Origin of the sequence: Arthrobacter sp. AZCC_0090 (assembly GCF_014207375.1) — a bacterium.
In the GTDB taxonomy this organism is placed as follows: Bacteria; Actinomycetota; Actinomycetes; order Actinomycetales; family Micrococcaceae; genus Arthrobacter.
Map to the genome: position 1 here is coordinate 65,748 of NZ_JACHEE010000004.1, position 19,389 is coordinate 85,136.

The window sequence follows — 19,389 nt, forward strand, 5'->3', positions numbered from 1 at the left end:
CCCCCGTTGATCCGGTCAGGAATGCTACTCAAGGAAGAGGCGCATCATGCAAGAACTGCTCATCATCCTGCAGGACGGCTTTGACGCAGACGACGTAGAAGTCACCGTCAACCACAAAGAGGCCCATCACGAGCGCGATGTGTCCACCAGGACGATGCTGGGAATGGCGGCGGAGATCTCCGTGGAGTTGCCCGCGAAAGGGTCCACCGTGGGCGTCGAGGTCACCAGCCGCAAGCTAAGCGCGAGCAAGAAGCTCCATGGAAAAGCAAAGAGCCTATTGGTTTCCATTGAGGACGGGGAACTGGTGCTGCGCGAAGGCACCGGCCGGGAGGCATTTCTTTAGCCTGGTGTTCTAGGTGCGTCGGTCTCCACCTGCAGGTCTTGGCCTGCAGGTGGAAGCGCCACGGCTTGAGAGCCGTGGCGCTTGATAGTACGGAAGTTGCAGTTAGCCCAGTTGCGCCATAGGAGTCTTGGCCGAGATGTGCTCCACCAATTCACCCACACGCTCCTCGGTGTAGTTGCGGGCGATGTCGCCCTGGCTAATGATGCCCACCAGCTTGTGGTCGGTGATGACCGGAAGGCGCCGGACCTGGTGCTTCTCCATCAGGTCGATGGCGGCGTCGATGCTGGCATCAGCATCAATCCAGATTGGCGTGCCTTGGGCGAGGTCGGCCGCTGTCTTCTGGCCGGCATCCCATCCCTCGGCAACGCATCTGACCACGATGTCGCGGTCAGTGATGAATCCCTTGAGTCTTCCATCGCTGCCGCAGATCGGCAGGGAACCGACGTCCAGATCGCGCATCAGGACAGCCGCGTCACGCAACGACTGTTCTTCCTTGACGCACTGGGCATTGGTGGTCATGAATTCGCGCACAACACTCATGAGTCCTCCTTCATCGATTGGGTATCGACGCGGACCCCCCGGCACCGACGCCGATGCTGTCAGCCTACGCTTGGGGTTTGGCTGTGGCCAGATGTTGTTTGCTTCCCCACGCCGCCCGCCGCCAGCTATTCGGCGATGTCCTCCGCCCACAGCTCCGGATTCTCTTCCTGGAAGGTGCGCATCATGTCCACGCACCGCTGGTCATCGAGGACCACCACCTCCACGCCGCGGGACCGGAGGAGCTCGAATTCGCCGTCGAACGTTCGGGCCTCCCCCACCACCACGCGCGGGATCTTGAACTGAATGATGGTTCCTGTGCACATCGCACACGGCGCGAGGGTCGTATAGAGGGTTGTGTCCCGGTAGCTCTTCTGCCGACCGGCGGCGCGGAGGGCCGCCATTTCCCCGTGCGCGATGGGATCGCCGTTTTGGACGCGTTCGTTGTGCCCGCTCGCGATGACCACCCCATCACGCGCAAGCGCTGCACCGATAGGAATGCCACCTTCGCCAAAGCTCTTCCGGGCTGCCTGGTACGCGGCTTCGAAGGCCGGATCTGGTGAAGGTTGCGCGTCGGGCTGGGTCATTCGTCTGGACCTCATCTCAGTGTCGAACGACACCTGCGCGGAACGGATCTTCGCCAGCTCGTCGTGGTCTCCGAAGGCGGCCTGCATCTCGGATGGAGAGACGTCCCGCTGGTGGGTTTGCACCCACCAGACGTTGCCGATCGGGTCGCGGAGGCGACCGCCGCGATCGCCGGTGATTGCGGACTCCATTACTTCGGTGACAATGCTGGCTCCCGCGCTGACCGCGCGATCGATGGTGGCGTCCACATCGTCTACATACACGCTCAGAAAACTTGGCGTAGGAGGCCAGTCCGGTGATGCGTCGAAAGTCATCAGTACCGACGACCCGATCTTTGCTTCGGCGTGCCCGATGCTCCCATCTGGGTTGGGGACCCGGAGGTAGACGTCGGCGTCGAACGCCTTCTCAATGAACGCAAGGAAGGCATCGGCACCGTGCGCCACGACATAAGGGGTCACGGTGGCCTTGCCACCAGGAATACTTGGCACCAGAATCTCCATTCAGCGGAATCCGAGTTGTTTCGCCCACACTATGCGGCAAATAGGTCAACTATTGTCCTAATTGAACGTGGCGACTACGCAGCCTTCGCGGGGTGCTATCTTGTCGTTCCCCACTGATAGCTTGGCTTCATCAGCTCAACGGTCTGGGGGCACGGTGTTTTTTCTCGATTCAGAAGTTGCAGGGCACGCGCAGGACCTGGTGTTTTCCGCCAGCGACCTCGTCACGGCTTCCACCTGCGAGTACCAGTTGCTGCGCAAGTTGGACGAGAAGATGGGCCGATCCCCGAAGCCGGCCTTCGACGTCGACGAGATGCTGGAGCGGACCGCCGCGCTCGGCGACGTTCACGAGCACAGGGTGCTCGACCGTTTCGTGGCCGAGTTCGGCACCTGGGATCCGCTTACCGGGAAGGGGGTGTTCGACGTCGTTCCCGCCGAAGCGATGGACCGCGCCACCCTGCGAGCGAAGCATGCGGAGTCCATCGAGGCGTTGCGCTCCGGCGCGGATGTGGTCTTCCAAGCGGCGTTCTTCGACGGTCAGTTCCACGGACGGTCCGATTTCCTCGTCAAGCAACCCAACGGAAGCTACGCGGTTTTCGACACCAAGCTCGCCCGCCATGCCAAGGTCACGGCCCTGCTGCAACTGGCTGCCTACGGCGACCAACTGCTCAAGGCGGGGATTGCTCCCGCGCCGGATCTGGCCTTGGTCCTCGGGGCTACCATTCAGCGGGACGTTCCCGGCCCTAACGCTGGCGTGCCGGACGGCCGGGCCGGCTTCGACTATGTGCACAGCAACCACCGGCTCGCCGATGTCCTGCCGGTGTTCCGTGAACGCCGGGACCGCTTCCTGGCGTTGACTGACCGACACCGCTCGCAGCTTGAGCCTATCCAATGGGGTTCGCCCGGAGTCACCGCTTGCGGCCGCTGCGACTACTGCAAGGAACAAGTTCGCCTGCACCAGGATCTGCTCATGGTGGCGGGGATGAGAATCACCCGCCGCAAGAAGCTCATGGAAGGGGGCATCTTCACGATCGACGCGCTTGCTCGGATGCCCGACGCCGCCGATTCCGCTACGCGGCGCTTGCAGGAACAAGCCCGGCTGCAGACCGGAACTGCCACACCTGATGGCACCGTCAATTACACCGACAAATCCGGCGAGGCCAAGAGCATCAGCTATTCCGTTCTGGAATCCAACTCCCTGGCCCGGCTGCCCCGGCCCGACGCCGGAGACATCTTCTTCGACTTCGAAGGAGACCCGCTGTGGCAAGACCCCGTGACCGGCCGCTGGGGATTGGAGTACTTGTTCGGGGTGGTCGAAAATCCCACGGAACCGGGCGGAGAGCCTGTTTTCAAACCGTTCTGGGCACACTCCCGGGCTGAGGAGCGGCAGGCGTTCGTCGACTTTCTCGACTACGTGGAAGAACGCCGCATGAAGTATCCGGACATGCGGATCTACCACTACGCCGCCTACGAGAAGACCGCACTGCGCAATTTGTCGGTCTTACACACCGTGGGCGAAGCCGCCGTGGACAACCTCCTTCGCGAAGGCGTCTTGGTCGACCTCTACGACACGGTGCGGCACAGCATCCGCATCTCCGAAGACTCCTACAGCATCAAGAAACTCGAGCCTCTGTATATGGGCGAGCATTTGCGTTCGGGTGACGTGACCGACGCCGGGGCCTCCGTGGTTGCCTACGCCAATTACTGCACGGCCCGGGACGCGAACCGCGAGGATGAAGCGGCAGCAATCCTGGCGGGGATTTCCGACTACAACGAATACGACTGTCTTTCCACGCTGGAACTGCGGAATTGGCTGCTGGGCTTGGCCGCGGAGCGCTCGATTGAGCCCGGGCTGGTGAGTGCTTCAGGACCGGAATTGCACACGGAGACCGAACCTGCCAAATATGAGGCGGCGCCCGAGGAGACGGCGCTCCTCGACTACCTCGCGGAATTGCCGGACGACTCCGTTCCCTCCGATGACAAGCGTGCGGTGGCCATGGTGGCGGCCGCGGTCGGCTTCCACAGGCGGGAGGACAAGCAGTTTTGGTGGAGCCACTTCGATCGGCTCGACCGGCCAGTTTCCGAATGGGAGGACACCCGGGACTGCTTCATCGTGGAGCACGGCGAAGTATTGCAGGACTGGGCCAAGCCGACTCCCCGCAGCAACCCGGCGCGGAAAGTGCTGCTCTTCGGACACGCCGCAGACGGCTCGGGTTTCGCGCCCGGTAAGAAGTACTTCCGGATGTACGAGCCTCCGCTCCCCGACGCCTTCCTGGGCAAGAACGAAAGCGCTCTCGGCAGATCGGGAATGTCCGGCACGGATGTGATCGAGGCCGGTGTCATCGATGTCCTCGATGAAGGCATCACCCTGGCTGAACCCGACGACGTTTCGGATGTCGTGACCATTTCGGAACGATTGCCCAAGGGTGCGGCCGGATACTCCCAGCTACCCATGGCCTTGACGCCCGATGCTCCGGTCAACACAGATGGGCAGAGAAAAGCCTTGAGCGAACTGGCCGTCAAAGTGCGTTCCAGCCTGCCAAGGTGGCCGAAGGAGCCGGCCCTGGACCTGCTGCGCCGCGTGCCGCCGAGGCTTGCCACACTCGCGGCGTTGCCCGCCGTCGGACCTGGCGACGACGGTTATGTGGATGCGATCACCGCGGCCGTGACGGATCTGGACCAGTCATACCTAGCCGTCCAAGGGCCACCAGGGACGGGTAAGACCCACGTGGGCTCGCACGTCGTCGCCCGGCTGGTGCTCGAGGGCTGGAAGGTGGGCGTTGTTGCGCAGTCCCATGCCGTGGTGGAGAACATGCTCCATGCCGCGGTGAAGGCCGGGGTCGATACGGATGTCATTGCCAAGGAAATGAAACACGATGACCCCGTCCCGTGGAGCCAGCAGACGAAGGACGACATTGAGCTCCTGCTCGGATCCACGGGAGGCTGCCTCATCGGCGGCACGGCGTGGACCATGACGGGCCGAACAGTCTCCGCGGGATCCCTGGATCTGCTGGTCATCGACGAGGCCGGGCAGTTCTCGCTCGCCAACACCCTCGCCGTGAGCCGCGCAACGAAGAGGCTGCTGCTCCTCGGCGATCCCCAACAACTGCCCCAAGTCACGCAGGGCAAACACCCCGAACCGGTGGATGAGTCTGCCCTCGGCTGGCTGGTCCACGGGCTGCACACCCTCCCCCTGGAACTCGGGTATTTCCTGGCGACCTCGTGGCGGATGCACCCGGATTTGCGCTCCGCGGTGTCTGAGCTCTCCTATGACGGCCGGCTGCATTCGGCACCAGCTGCCTCCACGCGGAAGCTGTCCGGAGTTGGAGCCGGCGTCGAATGTGTCTACGTTCCACACAGCGGCAACTCCACCCAGTCGCCCGAAGAAGCAGCGGAGGTAGTCCGGCAAGTCAAGGAACACCTCGGCTTGGCGTGGCTGGACCCTCGTGAATCGCAGGAGGAACGGCCGCTACTCGAAAAGGACATCCTCGTGGTGGCGGCGTATAACGCCCAGGTTCAGCTCATTCAGCGCGAACTGAGAGCGGCCGGACTCCGCGGTGTGCGGGTCGGCACCGTAGACAAGTTCCAAGGCCAGGAAGCTCCGGTAGTGATCGTTTCCATGGCCGCGTCCGCTGCAGCCGAGGTGCCTCGCGGTATGGAGTTCCTTCTTTCGCGCAACCGGATCAACGTGGCGATATCGCGCGGTCAGTGGCGGGCCGTCGTCGTACGCTCGCCGGAGCTGACCAACTACCTGCCGACCCAGCCGGAAGGGCTGGAACAGCTGGGCGGTTTTGTGGGACTGTGCCAGCGTGGCGGCCCCAACTGACTCGCATTAGTTGTCGCTCTGAGGGCTGAAAACGACAACAACTGCGGGGGCCCACGCCGCCAGGGTTCCCTGGCCGAGCTTGCGAGGCGAGGGCGGCGGTGGGGATCAGTTGGGCAAGCTCAGCGCTTCGTCCAAGACCGCCCCGAAGTTCGCGGGGTCGTGGGCGAAGCGGCCCAGGAAGAGTCCGGACACGCCCCGCAGTTCAGGCAGGAGCCCCGGTTTGGCCGAGCCACCGTAAATGATCGGCAGCCCGGCGAGGCCATGCTCGGCGAGCGATTCGCGGAGATGAGCGACGACGTCGGACACGTAGGCTACGCCGGCCGGCTCGGCAGCGCCAATAGCCCACACCGGTTCGTACGCGATAACCAAACGGGCCGCCGTCGTCCAGTCGTCCCGGACGGCGGCCAAGATCTGCCGGAACACGAACGACGCCGACACCGCCGGATCGGCGACGGCTTCCTCGCCGACACACAGCAGCGGGGTCAACCCTGCGTCCACCGCGGCCCGGACCTTCAATGCGACCACTGCGTCGTCCTCGGCGAAGTGCCGGCGTCGTTCCGCGTGTCCGATCTCCACGAGCCGCGCACCGAGCTCCGCCAGCAAGGACGGTGACACTTCCCCGGTCCACGGGCCCTCGGCCCACCCACAGTTCTGCGCGCCCAGGATCAGCGGAGAGCCTTCCAGTATCCGGGCCGCGTCGGGCAACATGGGGAACGACGGGATCACAAACGGGACCACCCGCCCGGCCATCAGGGCCGGACGGGCGTCCACTTCACCTCGCAATTGCTCCAGCCAAGACATGCTGTGCCGGTAGCCCATGTACATCTTGGTGCTGACTCCGACGTGCAACGGACTACTTGCCCAGGAGATCGTCGGCCTTGTTCCTGAATACCCGGGGTGCCGTACATCATGGCCGCCGCCAGGAAGGGAAGGATTCCCAGTGCATAGACGCCAGCCGATCCCGTGGGGTCGGCGGTGGCGCTGTTGACAGCGGTCCGCAGGATCGGGGCCACGAAACCACCCAGGTTGCCCAACGAGTTGATCAGACCAATACCGGCCGCAGCAGCCGAGCCGGCGAGGAACGCCGTCGGGTAGGCCCAAACGACCGGCCCGACGGCCAGGAAGCTGCACACCGCGAGTGTGATGAAGATCAGCCCGAGCACCGGCTGGTGGTTAGTTCCGGCCCAAGCCGAACCGAGGATGCAGACACCCGTGGACACGAACAGCACCGTGCCGAACATGCGGCGCTTGGCGACGGTGTTGGCTGCCCGGCCGATCAGGTAGCAGGAGAAGATACCGAAGAACCACGGAACCGCGATCAGCAGGCCGACGGCGAGGCCCACCTTCTGGCCGGTCAGCGAGGAAACCTGCTGTGGCAAGAAGAACGTGACACCGTAGACGGCGATCTGCAGGCAGAAGTAGATGAGGGTGAAGTACCACACGCGGCCGTTGCGCATCGCGGCGAACACGCCCCGCGGCCCGGTTTCATCCTTGACGGTGTCCTCCTGCGCCATGATCTCCTTGAGCGCGAACTTCTCGTCTGAGTTGAGGAACTTGGCCTTCTCCGGGCCGTTGATCAGGAAGAAGAACGCCGCAACGCCAGCGAGCACTGCCAGGATGCCCTCGGTGAAGAACATGACCTGCCAGCCACGGACGCCGGGAATCTGGTCGCCGATGTTGATGAGCCAGCCGGAGAGCGGGTTGCCGATCATCTGGGAGAACGGCTGGGCAAGGTAGAAGATCGCGAACATCTGCACTCGCACCTTGTTCGGGAACCACTCAGCCAAGTACATGATGACGCCTGGGAACAGCCCCGCCTCGGTCACACCGAGCAGGAACCGCAGGATCACGAAGGACGTCTCACCCTGCACGAAGGCAAAGCAGGCCGAGACGAGTCCCCAGGTGATCGCGATGCGGGCAAGCCAGATCTTGGCGCCAACCTTCTTGAGCAACAGGTTGCTGGGGATTTCAAAGATCGCGTAGCCGATGAAGAAAATGCCGGCACCGAGCGCGAACGCGCCGGCCGAGACGCCTTTGTCCGCGCCGAGGGCGGCTTCAGCGAAACCGACATTGGTGCGGTCGAGGAAGGAGACCACATAGAGGATGACCAGCATCGGCATGAGCCGGGTGGCAGCCTTGCGGATTGCCGATTTCAGAACCGGCGAATCCAGCATCTCCTTCGTGGATGAAGTGGCAAGGGACATCGAAACTCCTCTTTGAGTAAAGACTGTTGAGTAATGACTGTTGAGTAATCAGAGCTGAGTAGTCAGGGGTTGGGGCATTTCAAAGGGTGATGCGGTCCCGGTTTAGTGCATGTAGAGTCCGCCGTCCACATTCAGCGTCTGGCCGGAAATGTAGCCGGAGTCCTCGCTGATGAGGAAGGCGATGGCGGCGGCGATGTCCCGCGTGGAACCCACGCGGTTCACCACGAGGTCCTTGGTCAGTTCGTCCTTGCGTTCCTCGCTGAGGGTGCCGCCCATGATGTCGGTGTCGATGGGGCCGGGAGAAATAGCGTTGACGGTGATGTCGAACTCACCCAGTTCGCGGGCAGTGGCGCGGGTCAGGCCGATGACACCGGCCTTGGCCACCGAGTACGGGGTCTTGGAGAACGTGCCACCGCCGCGTTGGGCGGAAACCGAAGAGATGTTCACGATGCGTCCGATCCGGTTCTTGACCATCGATTCGGCAACGCGGCGGGTGGCGTAGTGGACTCCGTTGAGGTTGATGTTCAGGACACGGTTCCACTCGGCGGGCTCGAGTTCCAGGTACGGAATCGGTGAGCTGACGCCGGCAACGTTGGCCAGGGCGACGATCTGCGGCAACTCGGCCTCGAGCGTGTCGATCGCGGAGCGTACGGATGCTTCATCGGCCACATTGGCGCCCACACCGTAGGCCTTGACGCCATATTCGGCGACGATTTCCTTGGCGGTGGACTTGCAGAGGGCGTCGTCGAGGTCGATGATGCCGATGTTCCAGCCTTGCGCGGCCAGGTAGTTGACGGTGGCTCTGCCGATGCCGCGCTCGGAGACGGCGCCGGTGACAATCGCGGTTCGTTCTGCGGGGAAGGTGCTCATGTGTATTCTCCTGTGAATGGTGGTGCTAGTTGATGGGTGCCGGGCCGAGCTCGTCGAGGAGCTTCTGCATGGCCACGTAGGCCTTGTTCCGGTAGGCGATGAGTTCGGGCGTGCGTTCGGCAGGGACGTTAAGGAAGCCCGCCCCGGTCTTGGTCCCGAGCTTTCCTGCCTCCACGAGGTCACTCAGGATCTTCGGCGTTGCAAACCGTTCCGGGAATCCGGTCTGCAGGGATTTGTAGCAGAAGTTGTAGACGTCCAGTCCAGCCATGTCGGCGATCGCGAATGGACCAAAGAACGGCAAGCGGAAGCCAAACGTCGTGCGGACCAGGGTGTCGACGTCGTCGGCTGTTGCGATCCCCTGCTCCACCAGCTGCGCGGCCTCGTGGAAAAGGGCGTACTGGAGCCGGTTGAGCACGAAGCCGGTGACGTCCTTGACGACGGCGGTCTGCTTGCCTGCCGCGTGGACCAGTTCGCGGGAAGCAGCCACCGTCTCGGCAGTGGTGCCAGCGTGGGGAATGATCTCGACGCCCGGAATGAACGGGGACGGGTTGGAGAAGTGGACGCCGAGGAACCGCTCAGGACGTGCCACGGCCTCGGCGAGATCGGCGATGGAAATCGTGGAGGTGTTGGAGCCGATCAGCGCGTCCGGACGGGCGGCCGCGCTGATCCGGGCGAGGGTCTGCTGCTTGATGTCGAGCACCTCAGGGACGGCTTCTTCAATGAAATCGGCGTCCGCCACGGCCTCTTCGATGTCCTTGGCCGCCCACAGATTGGCCTTCAGGATTGCCGTGGAGCCTTCAGGAAAGAGGCCTGCGGCCACGAATTCGTCCGACTCCACCAGCAGGCGGTCGTAGTTCTTCTGTGCGATTTCCGCGGACACATCCGCCAACGCCACGCGGGCCCCGCCAAGGGCGAGGACCTGCGCGATCCCGCCGCCCATGTAACCGGAGCCGACGACGGCGATCTTCCGGGCCGCCGTCGTACCGACGGAGCTCTTCTGTGATTCAGTCATGTCACACTGCCTTTGTGTAATCGGGCTCGTAGGAGCAGATGGCGTCCACCTTGGCGGCGGAGGATGATGTTTCGTCGAAGTGGTGGCCCAGCCATTCGCCCACGAGTTTCTTGGCCAGTTCCAAGCCAATCACCCGCTGGCCCATCGTCAGGACCTGGGCGTTGTTGCTCAGAACCGAGCGCTCCACGGAGTAGCTGTCGTGTGCGGTGACGGCACGGATTCCGGGGACTTTGTTGGCGGCGATGGCCACGCCCAGGCCCGTTCCGCAGATCAACAGGGCGCGGTCTGCCTCGCCTTCGGCCACTTTGCGCGCCGCGTCCACGGCAACGTGCGGGTAGGCCGTTGAGTCGTTGGCGCCCACGCCGACATCCTGGACGGACGTCACCCGAGGATCGGCCTCAAGCAGCGCCATCAGGGCCTGCTTGTATTCCACGCCGGCTTCGTCATTGCCGACGACGATCCGCCAGCCCGCTGAACTGCTCATGCTCGTGCTCCGTTTCCTGCCGGTACAGCTTGTGAACCGCCCAGCCGTGAATCGATATGTTGTGAGATCCTCGCCGTGATCAGGCCGAAGGAGACCGCGCCAGGATCAGGGTGGCCCATGCTCTTCTCGGCGAGCGGACGGGCGCGTCCCTTGAGCGGACGCAAACGCGCCGTCTCAGCCGCCGCGGACTCCGCCGCCGCAGCAGCGGCCGCAAGGGCCCGGTCAACCGGCGCTCCGGCGTCGAACTCTGTCAGGAAGGCATCCCGGAACGGAAGCAGCGCGTCCACCATGGTCTTGTCGCCAGGATCGGCTTTGCCGAGTTCCGTGATGGCCGAAACGAAGGCAGTGACGGCGGCCGCCGCGTCCTCGCCCGAGTAACCCGCCTTGTTGCCGAGCGCCTGCCCGGCCGCAATGATCGCCGAGCCCCACAGAGCGCCCGAGGTACCGCCGGCGCGTTCGCTCCAGGCTTCCCCCGCCGTCGTCAGGATCCGCCCGACTGATGCTCCGCGTGCCGTCCCGGCGGCGGCGAAAGCCGCGTCAACGCCGCGGCGCATGCCGATGCCGTGGTCGCCGTCGCCGGCAATCGCGTCCAGTTTGCCGAGTTCCTCTTCATGCTCGACGACGACGTCCCGCACCTGGGCGAGCACGGCCACGGCCTGCCGCCCGAGTTCGGCAGCAGCTTCCGTGGGCTGCTCGACGTCGGACTCGTCCGTCGCGGTGACGCTCGCTTGGTTGCGGGGCGGGCGGGGCGCGAGGTTGCCCTTGCGGAAGGCGGGGGTGTCCGCGGGCGCCGCCCAATACTGTTCGAGTTCCTCGTCCAGCCACAGCAGCGTCAGCGAGAGACCGGACATGTCCAGGCTTGTCACGAGCTCACCGCACTCGGGTTCCACCACCGTGAGTCCTGCTTTGCCGAGGAGCTTCTCGATCTTGCCGAAGAGCAGGAAGAGCTCGTCGTACTTGACAGTGCCGAGGCCGTTGACGATGGCCACCACGCGGTTACCAGCGTCGTCGGGCTTGTCATTGAGGAGCTTCGAAACGAGCAGTTCGGCGAGCTCGGAAGCGGTGGGCATTTTGTGCTCGGAAATGCCCGGCTCGCCGTGGATGCCCAGGCCGAGGGACATTTGGCCCGCCGGAACGTGGAACAGCGGGTCCTTGGCGCCCGGAAGAGTGCAGCCGTCGAAGGCCACTCCCAGCGAGCGTGTGCGGTGGTTCGTCTTGATCGCCAAGCGCTCGACGGCGTCGAGGTCCAGTCCCGCTTCGGCCGCGGCGCCGGCGATCTTGAAGACCGTCAGGTCTCCCGCGATTCCCCGCCGCTTTTCGATCTGGTCCAGCGGAGCGCTGGCGATGTCGTCGGTCACGGTCACAGTGCGCGTTTCGATGCCTTCGGCGTTGAGGCGCAACTGGGCCTGGCCGAAGTGCAGCACGTCGCCGGCGTAGTTGCCGTAGCTGAGCAGGACGCCGCCGCCGGCGTTGGCTGCTTTTGCCACGCGATAAACCTGGCCGGCAGCAGGGGACGCGAACATGTTGCCGCACGCCGAGGCTGTTGCCAGTCCGGGGCCGACCAGCCCGGCGAAAGCAGGGTAGTGTCCCGATCCGCCGCCCACCACGAGGGCAACCTGCCCGGCGGGGACTTCAGTGGAGCGGACTACTCCGCCGTCCACCCGGGCAACATACCCGCGGTTCGCGGCGACAAATCCGTCCAGCGCATCGTCAGCAAAGTCTGCGGGGTTATCGAAAATCCTTGTCATGGTCTACACGCCAGCCAGTTGGGAGGCTTCGGCCTGGGCGTGGCCGGGCTGGGTGCGGCCGGAGGGCTGGGTGCGGCCGGAGGGCTGCTGCCGCCCCTGGGCGACCTGGCTCTGGCCCAAGGCGTAGTTCTCCGTCTTCGGGAGGACCTGGCGACGCAGGTATTTCTGGTTGCTCGCCGTAACGCTGAGCCCGTCGCCTCCGTAGTGCTCGGTGCACAGGATGCCCTGGAAACCCACCGACAATGCGACCTTGAAGGCTTCGCGGTAGTTGATGAGGCCGCTCTCCATCGGAGCCGGCATGGTGATGTAGCTGTCGCGGGCCACGTCTTCGTCGCGGATGTAGTTCTTCATGTGCCAGTAGTTGGAGTACGGCAGGGTCTTGGCCACCATCTCGCGCCAGTCCTCGATGGGCCGGTGGAGACGGATCAGGTTTCCGAGGTCCGGATTGAGGCCCACGTTGTCGAGCCCGATGTCCTGGACCAACTGCACCGAGGAGTCGGCGGTGCCCAGGAACGTGTCCTCGTACATTTCAAGGGACAGGAGGATCCCGACTTCCGCGGCGTGCTCACCGAGTTCCCGCAAGCGTGCGACCGCGTTGCTCCAGGCTTCTTTGTCCCCCGCCGGGTCCTTGTAGCCCTCCACGGTCCAGAACCACAACTGCTTTTGCTGTTCGGCGGTGATCGCCTGGTGGAGTCCGAAGGAGACAACCTCGCAGCCCAGCTCGGCCGCGGCGTCAATGGTGCGGTGGCTGTACGCCAGATTGTCGGCCCAGTCCTGGGCGTGAATGACGCTGCGGCGAATGGCAGAGATGACCGGGGTGCCAACGCCAACGTGGTCTGCGGTCTGTTTGAACTCGGCGAGGCGGGCCTTGTTCAAGTCTCCCGGGCGGACCCAGCTGTCCGTGAGATCGGCGTTAGAAAATCCTGCGTCCTTGACTTCCTGTAGGACATCGGCCCAAGCGGAGGCATCGGCGTCGTTGATGTGCCGTCCCGTGGCGTCGGTACCGGGGAACTGCAGCAGGGCCGCGGTGATGGGCCAGTTTTCGGCGGTGTACGCCATAATCGTCACTCCTTCGTGGATCCTGTTTCCTATAGGATTTACTATCTGCGCGAGGCTGTCAACATATTTGTGTGGAGTTTCTGTTGACCGGCCCCGGTTCTCCGCGTCATCGAAGATCCTATATGTCTTACATATGTTTGTGAAGTGGGTCACCAGGCACGGGCTGCAAGAGGCACGCAAAAGGCCCGCCTATCGACGGGCTTTGTGGTTCTGGTGGCTTCGAGGCGCTGTCTTGGATCGACGTCGGGCGCGTGGCCTGACGGCGACGGCTCAGTCGGCAGGCGCGTCGGCGATGGCCCGGGCGCGGACCTTCTGCACGTGATCCTCCATGGCAGCCGCGGCTTGCTCCGGGTCCCCGCTCGCCAGTGCTTCGAACACGGCTTGGTGTTCGGCGATGGCCTGCTCTGCGTCTGTGATGCCCACTCCACCGAAAAGCCGGAACCGCTGGACCTGTCCCCCGAGGGCGTTGTAGGCGGAAAGCATGAATTGGTTGCCAGACTGCTCGGCGATCAACTTGTGGAAGCGCTCATCGGCCTCGAGATAGTCCCGGAATTCGGCGAAGGACGGGCCTCGAGGAGCCGTCTCCAGATCCTTTACGGCCCCGCGAAGGTCCGCCAATCCCTCGGGCGTCATCCGGCTGCACGCCAATCGTGCATTGACCGGCTCAATCGCCAACCGGGCCTCCATGAGTTCGGCGAAGTCTTCACGCGTAAAAACCGGCGCCACGCGGTAGCCCTTCAACGCCACCCGACGGACCATGCCAGTGTGTTCAAGCCGCGCCAACGCCTCGCGCACGGGAGTGGGCGAAACGTCCAGTTCGCGCGCCGTCCCGTCGATGCTGACTGCGGCTCCGGGTTCCAATCGGCCGTCCATCAGCCAGGCAAGCAGTTCCTCGTAGACGTGGTCGGCGAGAACCTGGCGGCTGACGGGTCGGCCGGGGGCGCGGTCCCGTGAGGAAGCGAGTTTCATAGACAAATCCTATAGGAATGGGGCCTCCGCGGCGGCTTTTGGGGTCTTGGGCCGACTCGGAGGCCTCATACGCAAGGGAGAGCGATACATTCTGCTGGATCATTCCACTCGCTCGAGGTGAATTCCCCGGGATTCCGGCGCTCCGAAGCATGCCAGCTCGAATGATCCAGCAGAATCCGTCGCCATGGCAGGTGGAACTCCATCGCCAAGGCGTTAAACTGCGACGGCGGCACCTCCGCAGGTGCCGCCGACGCAGTTCGGGGTTCTAGTTGGCGTAGAACGGGTAGTCGGTGTATCCCTTGGCGCCTTCACCGTAGAACGTGGAGGGATCCGGCTCGTTGAGCGGGAGGCTCTCACGCCACCGGCGCGCCAGGTCCGGGTTGGCAATGGCCGGACGGCCAACCACCACGGCGTCGGCGTGTCCATCAGCCACGAGTGCCAGGGCTTCGTCCCGCGTGGTTACTTCGCCGAAGCCAGTGTTCACCAGGAATGTGCCTTTGAAGCGCTCGCGCAGGTCTTGGACAAGTGTGGCCTTGGGATCGTGGTGGAGGATGCTGAGGTAGGCCAGGTTGAGCGAGGCGATGGTGTCCACCAAGACCTCGTACGTTGCCCGAACATCGGCGGGATCGGTTTCGGCGATTCCCTGGACCGAGTGCTCCGGGGAAATCCGGATGCCCACCCGGTTGGCGCCCAAAGCTTCAACCACCGCGTTGACGGTCTCGATCACGAAGTGGGCGCGGTTTTCCGGAGAGCCACCGTAGCTGTCGGTGCGGACATTGGTGTTAGGGGCAAGGAACTCGTGCAGCAGGTAGCCGTTGGCCGAGTGCAGTTCAACGCCATCGAATCCTGCCTCGATGGCGTTCCGGGATGCCGTGACGATTTCCTGGATCACTGCAGGAAGTTCATCGGTGCTCAGTTCGCGCGGCACGGGGTAGGGCTTCTTACCGTTCGGTGTGCGGACTTCACCGTCGATGGCCACGGCGCTTGGTGCCACGATCTCGCGACCTCCGGTGATGTCCGAGTGAGAAACGCGCCCGCCGTGCATGATCTGGGCAAACATCCGGCCGCCTTCGGCATGGACGGCGTCGGTCACCTTCTTCCAGCCCGCGATCTGTTCATCCGTGACCAGACCGGGCTGGCCCGGATAGGACTGGCCTGCCGGCGTCGGGTAGGTGCCCTCGCTGACAATCAGCCCGAGGGAGGCACGCTGCCGGTAGTGTTCCACAACCAGCGGGCCGGGAATGCCTTCGGCGCCCGACCGGACACGGGTCAGGGGCGCCATGACCAAGCGGTTAGGAAGTTCAAGTTCGCCGAGCGTCAATGGGGAAAACAACATGAGCAGTGCCTTTCAAACGGGAACGGATCCACTGGCGGCAACTGCCCCGCGCCTGCAACTATTCCTGTTGAGACGGGGATCACACGATAATGGCGGTGCCCCGCCTTCCGCATTCGCCCCAGCGAGGCACGGTTCGAACTTGTACGGACTCGAAATGGACCGGATCGGCGGGGAAATTCGGAGTATTCACTCCTGGCTATTTCTCGGGGACGCCCGGGCAGCCCTCGCCTTGTGGATTCACGATGCAGTTGTCTGCGTAATTACGCGTGATGGACCGCCAGACGCTCACGTTCTGTGGCGGCGAGCCAAACTGACCCGTGCCCGGAATCGGCAGGCTCGGACCGCCGTTCACGGAGTAGGTACCTCGGAAGGTGGTGGTCAACACAACACGGTAGTCAGATGTCCCGGTGTAGACATGGCTTGTGCGCGTCTTTTCGCCCCATCTTTCTTCTGGAAGTGGACCACCCATAGTTTGCACTGGCCCGAACTTAGTGCCGTCGCCGTAGTCCCATTGGTATTCGACTGGCTCGGCATTTATCACCACTTTTTGCCCGAGCATGTTAACAGTGAACGTCTGCTCCGATGCCTCAGCGAAGAAGTTTGTTTCTGCTCCCTTGAGTGTGTGCGGAAATGGCTGAATACCTGATGCAGCAGGAGAGACTGGCAGTTGCTGGAATTTTGACCGGATCTGGGCAGCAATTTGCTCCAAGACATCAGTCGGCTTTTCCGAATACATACAGCGGTCCGGCCGCATGGCAGTCCATGCCGGTGGATCAAAAGCCTTGAGCGACTCGAACCAGCGGACTGGCCTCCCGTTCTCTCCGTCCTTGCATTCCGCTGCCCCCGCTAGACACGCTTTGTCGAAATTGTTTTGACCGCTGTCGAGGCATAACAGCTCGAACTTGTACTGTTTGGGATCCTCAGCTCCAGCCGCTGGCAAGTCCACCCACGACCCGCTGCCGGCGTCATATCTCCAAACACCAATGCCGCGTTGACTCCACGAAATATCTGAGTCACCCTGCTGAGCATTTGAAGGCGAGGCGATGAACAGACCACCCACAACAAGGCACAAGCTGACCAGACTTCGGGTTGCAGTTCGGACCCAGACGGTCACTAGCTACCCAAGCGGTCAACGTTTGAAGCGAACCATCTGCCATCCACGTATCTGGCGATGACTAGATCACCGAGAACGCCGGAGGCCGCGACACTCTGCCCGACACTCCCATCGGCATTGTGCAAGGTTCCAGCTGATTGTTGGGACTGTACGGCCACTTGGTACTCCCCGCTAACCGTGGCCGCGAATTTCGATGTGACAGCCTGAACCTGGATTTCGCTTCCGACGATCCATCGACCGTTGGAGCTCCACTTCTCGATCCCAGGAAAGACCTTGCCACACATCGCGCAGGTCGAGTTTGTGACTTCTCTAATGGGTCCCAACTGGCCAGTCTCAAACCCGTAGTTCAGCAGGTCATACCAGTACCTAGCAAACGCCTCCACCCCCTCCTTGCTATTCGCCTTCGCGGCCTCCGGCAGCACCGGGACGGGCACATTCTGCGCTTTTCCCTTGGAGTCGGCCGGTTTGTAGGCAGCAGTCGGACTGGGTGTAGCTGTGGCACTGGCAGAAGCAGTTGGCGACGCCGATTGTTCGGCCTGCGACTGGCCACTGTTCCCGCAGGCAGTCAGCGTCAACCCTGCCGCAAGGGTGGCAATGAGGATGAGTCGGGCGCGGGCGAAAATGGAAGTGCGTGGAGTCATGGTTTGCTATCCCCCAGATAGTTTCAAGACTGAGCATTTCCCAAAAGGGTAACCCAATTGCCAACTTTGCCTTAAAAGTTATCCACAGCCCGGACTCGCTCCCCCACCGGAGCGCAGCAGCACAGCCGAAGCGCAGCAGCAGAAACGACAAACCAAAGGCCTCGACGACGGGACCGCGGCCAGGCCGCCCATCCGTCGTCGAGGCCCATGGGGCCTTTTACCTTTGCGCCTTACCTCTGCGCCGGCAGCACCAACTCCCCCGACTTATCCGTCGACAAAGCGAGCGAAGAGATGTACTGCGGCTCGCCGTCGGGCCCGTCCTGGGCGGAACGGACCATGTCCGGTCGTTCGAACTCCAGTCTTGTCACGTGGCACGGAAGCTTGGCGTCGCTGGGGTTGCCGTCGGCGTCGAACATTGGCAGATCGATGCCGTCGTCGGAACGGCGCAGGTAGTACTTCCCCCGGGTCAACACAGCCAGCGCGGGCGGCAGGACAAGGGCCAGCCCGACGGCGAAGATCGGCGAGTACGGCTGAACAGCAGCACCGAAAGCACCGAAGAACACGGCAATCGAGACAACAGCTGATACCAGCATCGAGATAAAGCCGACCGGGTTGACCGCATAAAGCATGCCGCGCCGGAACTCGGGAACTTTGGGTGAAATCTTGAGCAGGTATTTGTTGATGGCGATATCGGACGCGACGGTGACAACCCATGCCATGGCACAGTTCGCGTAGAAACCAAGGATGGTGTTGAGGAATTCGAACATATTCGCTTCCATCAGCACCAGGGCAATCACCAGGTTGACCACCACAAACACCATCCGGCCCGGGTAGCTTTTGGTCATGCGGGTGAAGCTGTTGGTCCAGGCTAGGGAGCCGGAGTAGGCGTTGGTCACGTTGATCTTGATCTGTGAAATGACCACCAGCACCACGGCCAAGGTCATCGCCAGCCAGGCCGGCATCATTTCCTGGTACACGCCAAGGAACTGGTGCACGGGCTCGTTCGCGTGGACGGAGGCCGCCGGATCCAGCGTAGCGATCAGGTAGATGGCGATGAACATTCCGACGATCTGCTTGATCGCGCCGAAGATCACCCAACCCGGACCGGCCAGGATCACGGCGCGCCACCATGCACCGCGGTTCTCTGCGGTCTTGGGCGGCATGAAGCGCAAGTAATCAATCTGTTCCGCGATCTGCGCCATGAGTGACAGGCAGACACCTGCGGCCAGCATCACGGAGGCCAAGTTGGTCCCTTCAGCCCCCGATTTGCCCGTGAACGCGAAGAAATCCCCGATGCTGTCGGGGTGCGAAATCACCAAATACCCCACCGGCACCACCATGAGCAGGAGCCACAAAGGCGTGGTCCACACCTGCAACTTGGACAGGGCTTTCATCCCGTAAATCACCAGCGGAATGACAATAAGCGTAGACGCCGCATAGCCAAGCCACTGCGGAATACCCAGGCCAAGTTCCAGGCCTTGAGCCATGATGGAACCCTCGAGTGCGAAGAAAATGAACGTGAAGGTCGCAAAAATAACGTTGGTGACCACCGAACCGTAGTAGCCGAAACCGGAGCCCCGGGTTATGAGGTCAAGGTCGATGTTGTACCGGGCGGCGTAATAAGCCAAAGGAAATCCCGTGGCAAAAATGACTACGGCCGCCACCACAATTCCCAGAATCGCATTCACGGTGCCATACGAAATACCGATATTCGCGCCGATGGAGAAATCCGCCAAATAGGCGATTCCACCGAGGGCACTCGTCGCCACCACGCCCGCGCCCCATTTGCGGTAGGACCGCGGCGCGAACCTGAGGGTGTAGTCCTCCAGGCTCTCCTTCGCTGCGCTCATCGCATCGGCGTTGCCCGCCGCGCGGCTCCCAGCCGTCCGGTTGCCCGCCGCGCGGCTCCCGGCCGTCCGGTTGCCCGCCGTTCGGCTCCCGGCGCCTAGCGCCCCGGAAGGTTCGACGACGGCGACCCCCTCTGGGGAGCGGCCCGCCGTCGGGAGTTCAAGCACTTGTGTTGTCTTCGAATCGTCAGTCATCCCCGCAACTTTCCTCGTCTGGACATGCGCTCGACGCTATCGACCGGAAGGCACCACGGAGTCACCACGATGTTTCCGCGCTGTAACTTATCCAGCGAGTCGGCCGCCAAGATTGCGGCTCC

15 protein-coding genes and 2 pseudogenes are annotated in these 19,389 nt (G+C 63.0%); 2 read left to right on the forward strand and 15 right to left on the reverse strand.

Translation table 11 applies throughout. The features are described 5' to 3' along the window. The first annotated feature begins 46 nt into the window (after positions 1-46). Entirely contained in the window at positions 47-343 is a 297-nt protein-coding gene (locus tag HNP00_RS07640; protein WP_184737617.1) for a hypothetical protein, read from the forward strand. Between the two features lie 102 nt (positions 344-445). Here the strand turns inward: HNP00_RS07640 and HNP00_RS07645 are convergent, their stop codons facing one another. From HNP00_RS07645 to HNP00_RS23755, 3 genes and pseudogenes are all read right to left on the reverse strand, one after another. Then, positions 446-883 carry a CBS domain-containing protein gene (locus tag HNP00_RS07645; protein ID WP_184737619.1) on the reverse strand — a complete coding sequence of 146 codons (438 nt, stop codon included), beginning with the start codon at positions 881-883 and terminating at the stop codon, positions 446-448. Between the two features lie 125 nt (positions 884-1,008). Beyond that, the gene (locus HNP00_RS07650) at positions 1,009-1,467 is read right to left on the reverse strand and encodes a nucleoside deaminase (protein WP_184738154.1); all 459 of its coding nucleotides are present in this window, start codon (positions 1,465-1,467) and stop codon (positions 1,009-1,011) included. 132 nt (positions 1,468-1,599) lie between these two features. Continuing rightward, positions 1,600-1,965 (reverse strand): annotated as a pseudogene (locus HNP00_RS23755) (VOC family protein); the annotation flags it as partial. Positions 1,966-2,119: 154 nt separating this feature from the next. Here HNP00_RS23755 and HNP00_RS07655 point away from each other — a divergent pair. Then, positions 2,120-5,788 (forward strand): bifunctional RecB family nuclease/DEAD/DEAH box helicase, encoded by a 3,669-nt coding sequence (locus HNP00_RS07655; protein WP_184737620.1) that lies wholly within the window; start codon positions 2,120-2,122, stop codon positions 5,786-5,788. A 105-nt stretch (positions 5,789-5,893) separates the two neighbouring features. Here HNP00_RS07655 and HNP00_RS07660 read toward each other — a convergent pair whose 3' ends face one another. The 12 genes and pseudogenes from HNP00_RS07660 to HNP00_RS07710 form a co-directional block, all read right to left on the reverse strand. After that, entirely contained in the window at positions 5,894-6,613 is a 720-nt protein-coding gene (locus HNP00_RS07660) for a triose-phosphate isomerase family protein (RefSeq protein ID WP_184738157.1), read from the reverse strand. Between the two features lie 28 nt (positions 6,614-6,641). Then, a pseudogene (locus tag HNP00_RS07665) lies at positions 6,642-7,992 on the reverse strand (MFS transporter). A gap of 102 nt (positions 7,993-8,094) precedes the next feature. Then, on the reverse strand, positions 8,095-8,862 hold the full coding sequence (locus HNP00_RS07670; protein WP_184737622.1) for an SDR family NAD(P)-dependent oxidoreductase: 768 nt from the start codon (positions 8,860-8,862) through the stop codon (positions 8,095-8,097). A 25-nt stretch (positions 8,863-8,887) separates the two neighbouring features. Further along, positions 8,888-9,874, reverse strand: a complete 987-nt coding sequence (locus HNP00_RS07675; protein ID WP_184737624.1) for a 3-hydroxyacyl-CoA dehydrogenase family protein — start codon at positions 9,872-9,874, stop codon at positions 8,888-8,890. A gap of 1 nt (position 9,875) precedes the next feature. Continuing rightward, positions 9,876-10,358 (reverse strand): ribose-5-phosphate isomerase, encoded by a 483-nt coding sequence (locus HNP00_RS07680; protein ID WP_184737626.1) that lies wholly within the window; start codon positions 10,356-10,358, stop codon positions 9,876-9,878. Then, on the reverse strand, positions 10,355-12,106 hold the full coding sequence (gene dhaL / locus HNP00_RS07685) for a dihydroxyacetone kinase subunit DhaL (RefSeq protein WP_184737629.1): 1,752 nt from the start codon (positions 12,104-12,106) through the stop codon (positions 10,355-10,357). The genes HNP00_RS07680 and dhaL overlap by 4 nt, the downstream gene beginning before the upstream one ends. A 3-nt stretch (positions 12,107-12,109) precedes the next feature. After that, positions 12,110-13,165 (reverse strand): sugar phosphate isomerase/epimerase, encoded by a 1,056-nt coding sequence (locus HNP00_RS07690; protein ID WP_260404839.1) that lies wholly within the window; start codon positions 13,163-13,165, stop codon positions 12,110-12,112. 270 nt (positions 13,166-13,435) lie between these two features. Then, positions 13,436-14,134: a GntR family transcriptional regulator gene (locus HNP00_RS07695; RefSeq protein ID WP_184737631.1), complete on the reverse strand. Its 699-nt coding sequence runs from the start codon at positions 14,132-14,134 to the stop codon at positions 13,436-13,438. Between the two features lie 265 nt (positions 14,135-14,399). Continuing rightward, positions 14,400-15,470, reverse strand: a complete 1,071-nt coding sequence (locus HNP00_RS07700; protein WP_184737633.1) for an alkene reductase — start codon at positions 15,468-15,470, stop codon at positions 14,400-14,402. 196 nt (positions 15,471-15,666) lie between these two features. Beyond that, positions 15,667-16,542, reverse strand: coding sequence for a PKD domain-containing protein (locus tag HNP00_RS23190; protein ID WP_260404840.1), 876 nt, complete (start codon positions 16,540-16,542; stop codon positions 15,667-15,669). Between the two features lie 41 nt (positions 16,543-16,583). Further along, a complete protein-coding gene (locus HNP00_RS23760) occupies positions 16,584-17,225 on the reverse strand; it encodes a DUF6318 family protein (RefSeq protein ID WP_395893797.1) in 642 nt (213 codons plus the stop codon). A gap of 230 nt (positions 17,226-17,455) precedes the next feature. After that, positions 17,456-19,267, reverse strand: coding sequence for a cytosine permease (locus HNP00_RS07710; RefSeq protein WP_184737635.1), 1,812 nt, complete (start codon positions 19,265-19,267; stop codon positions 17,456-17,458). Positions 19,268-19,389: the final 122 nt, after the last annotated feature.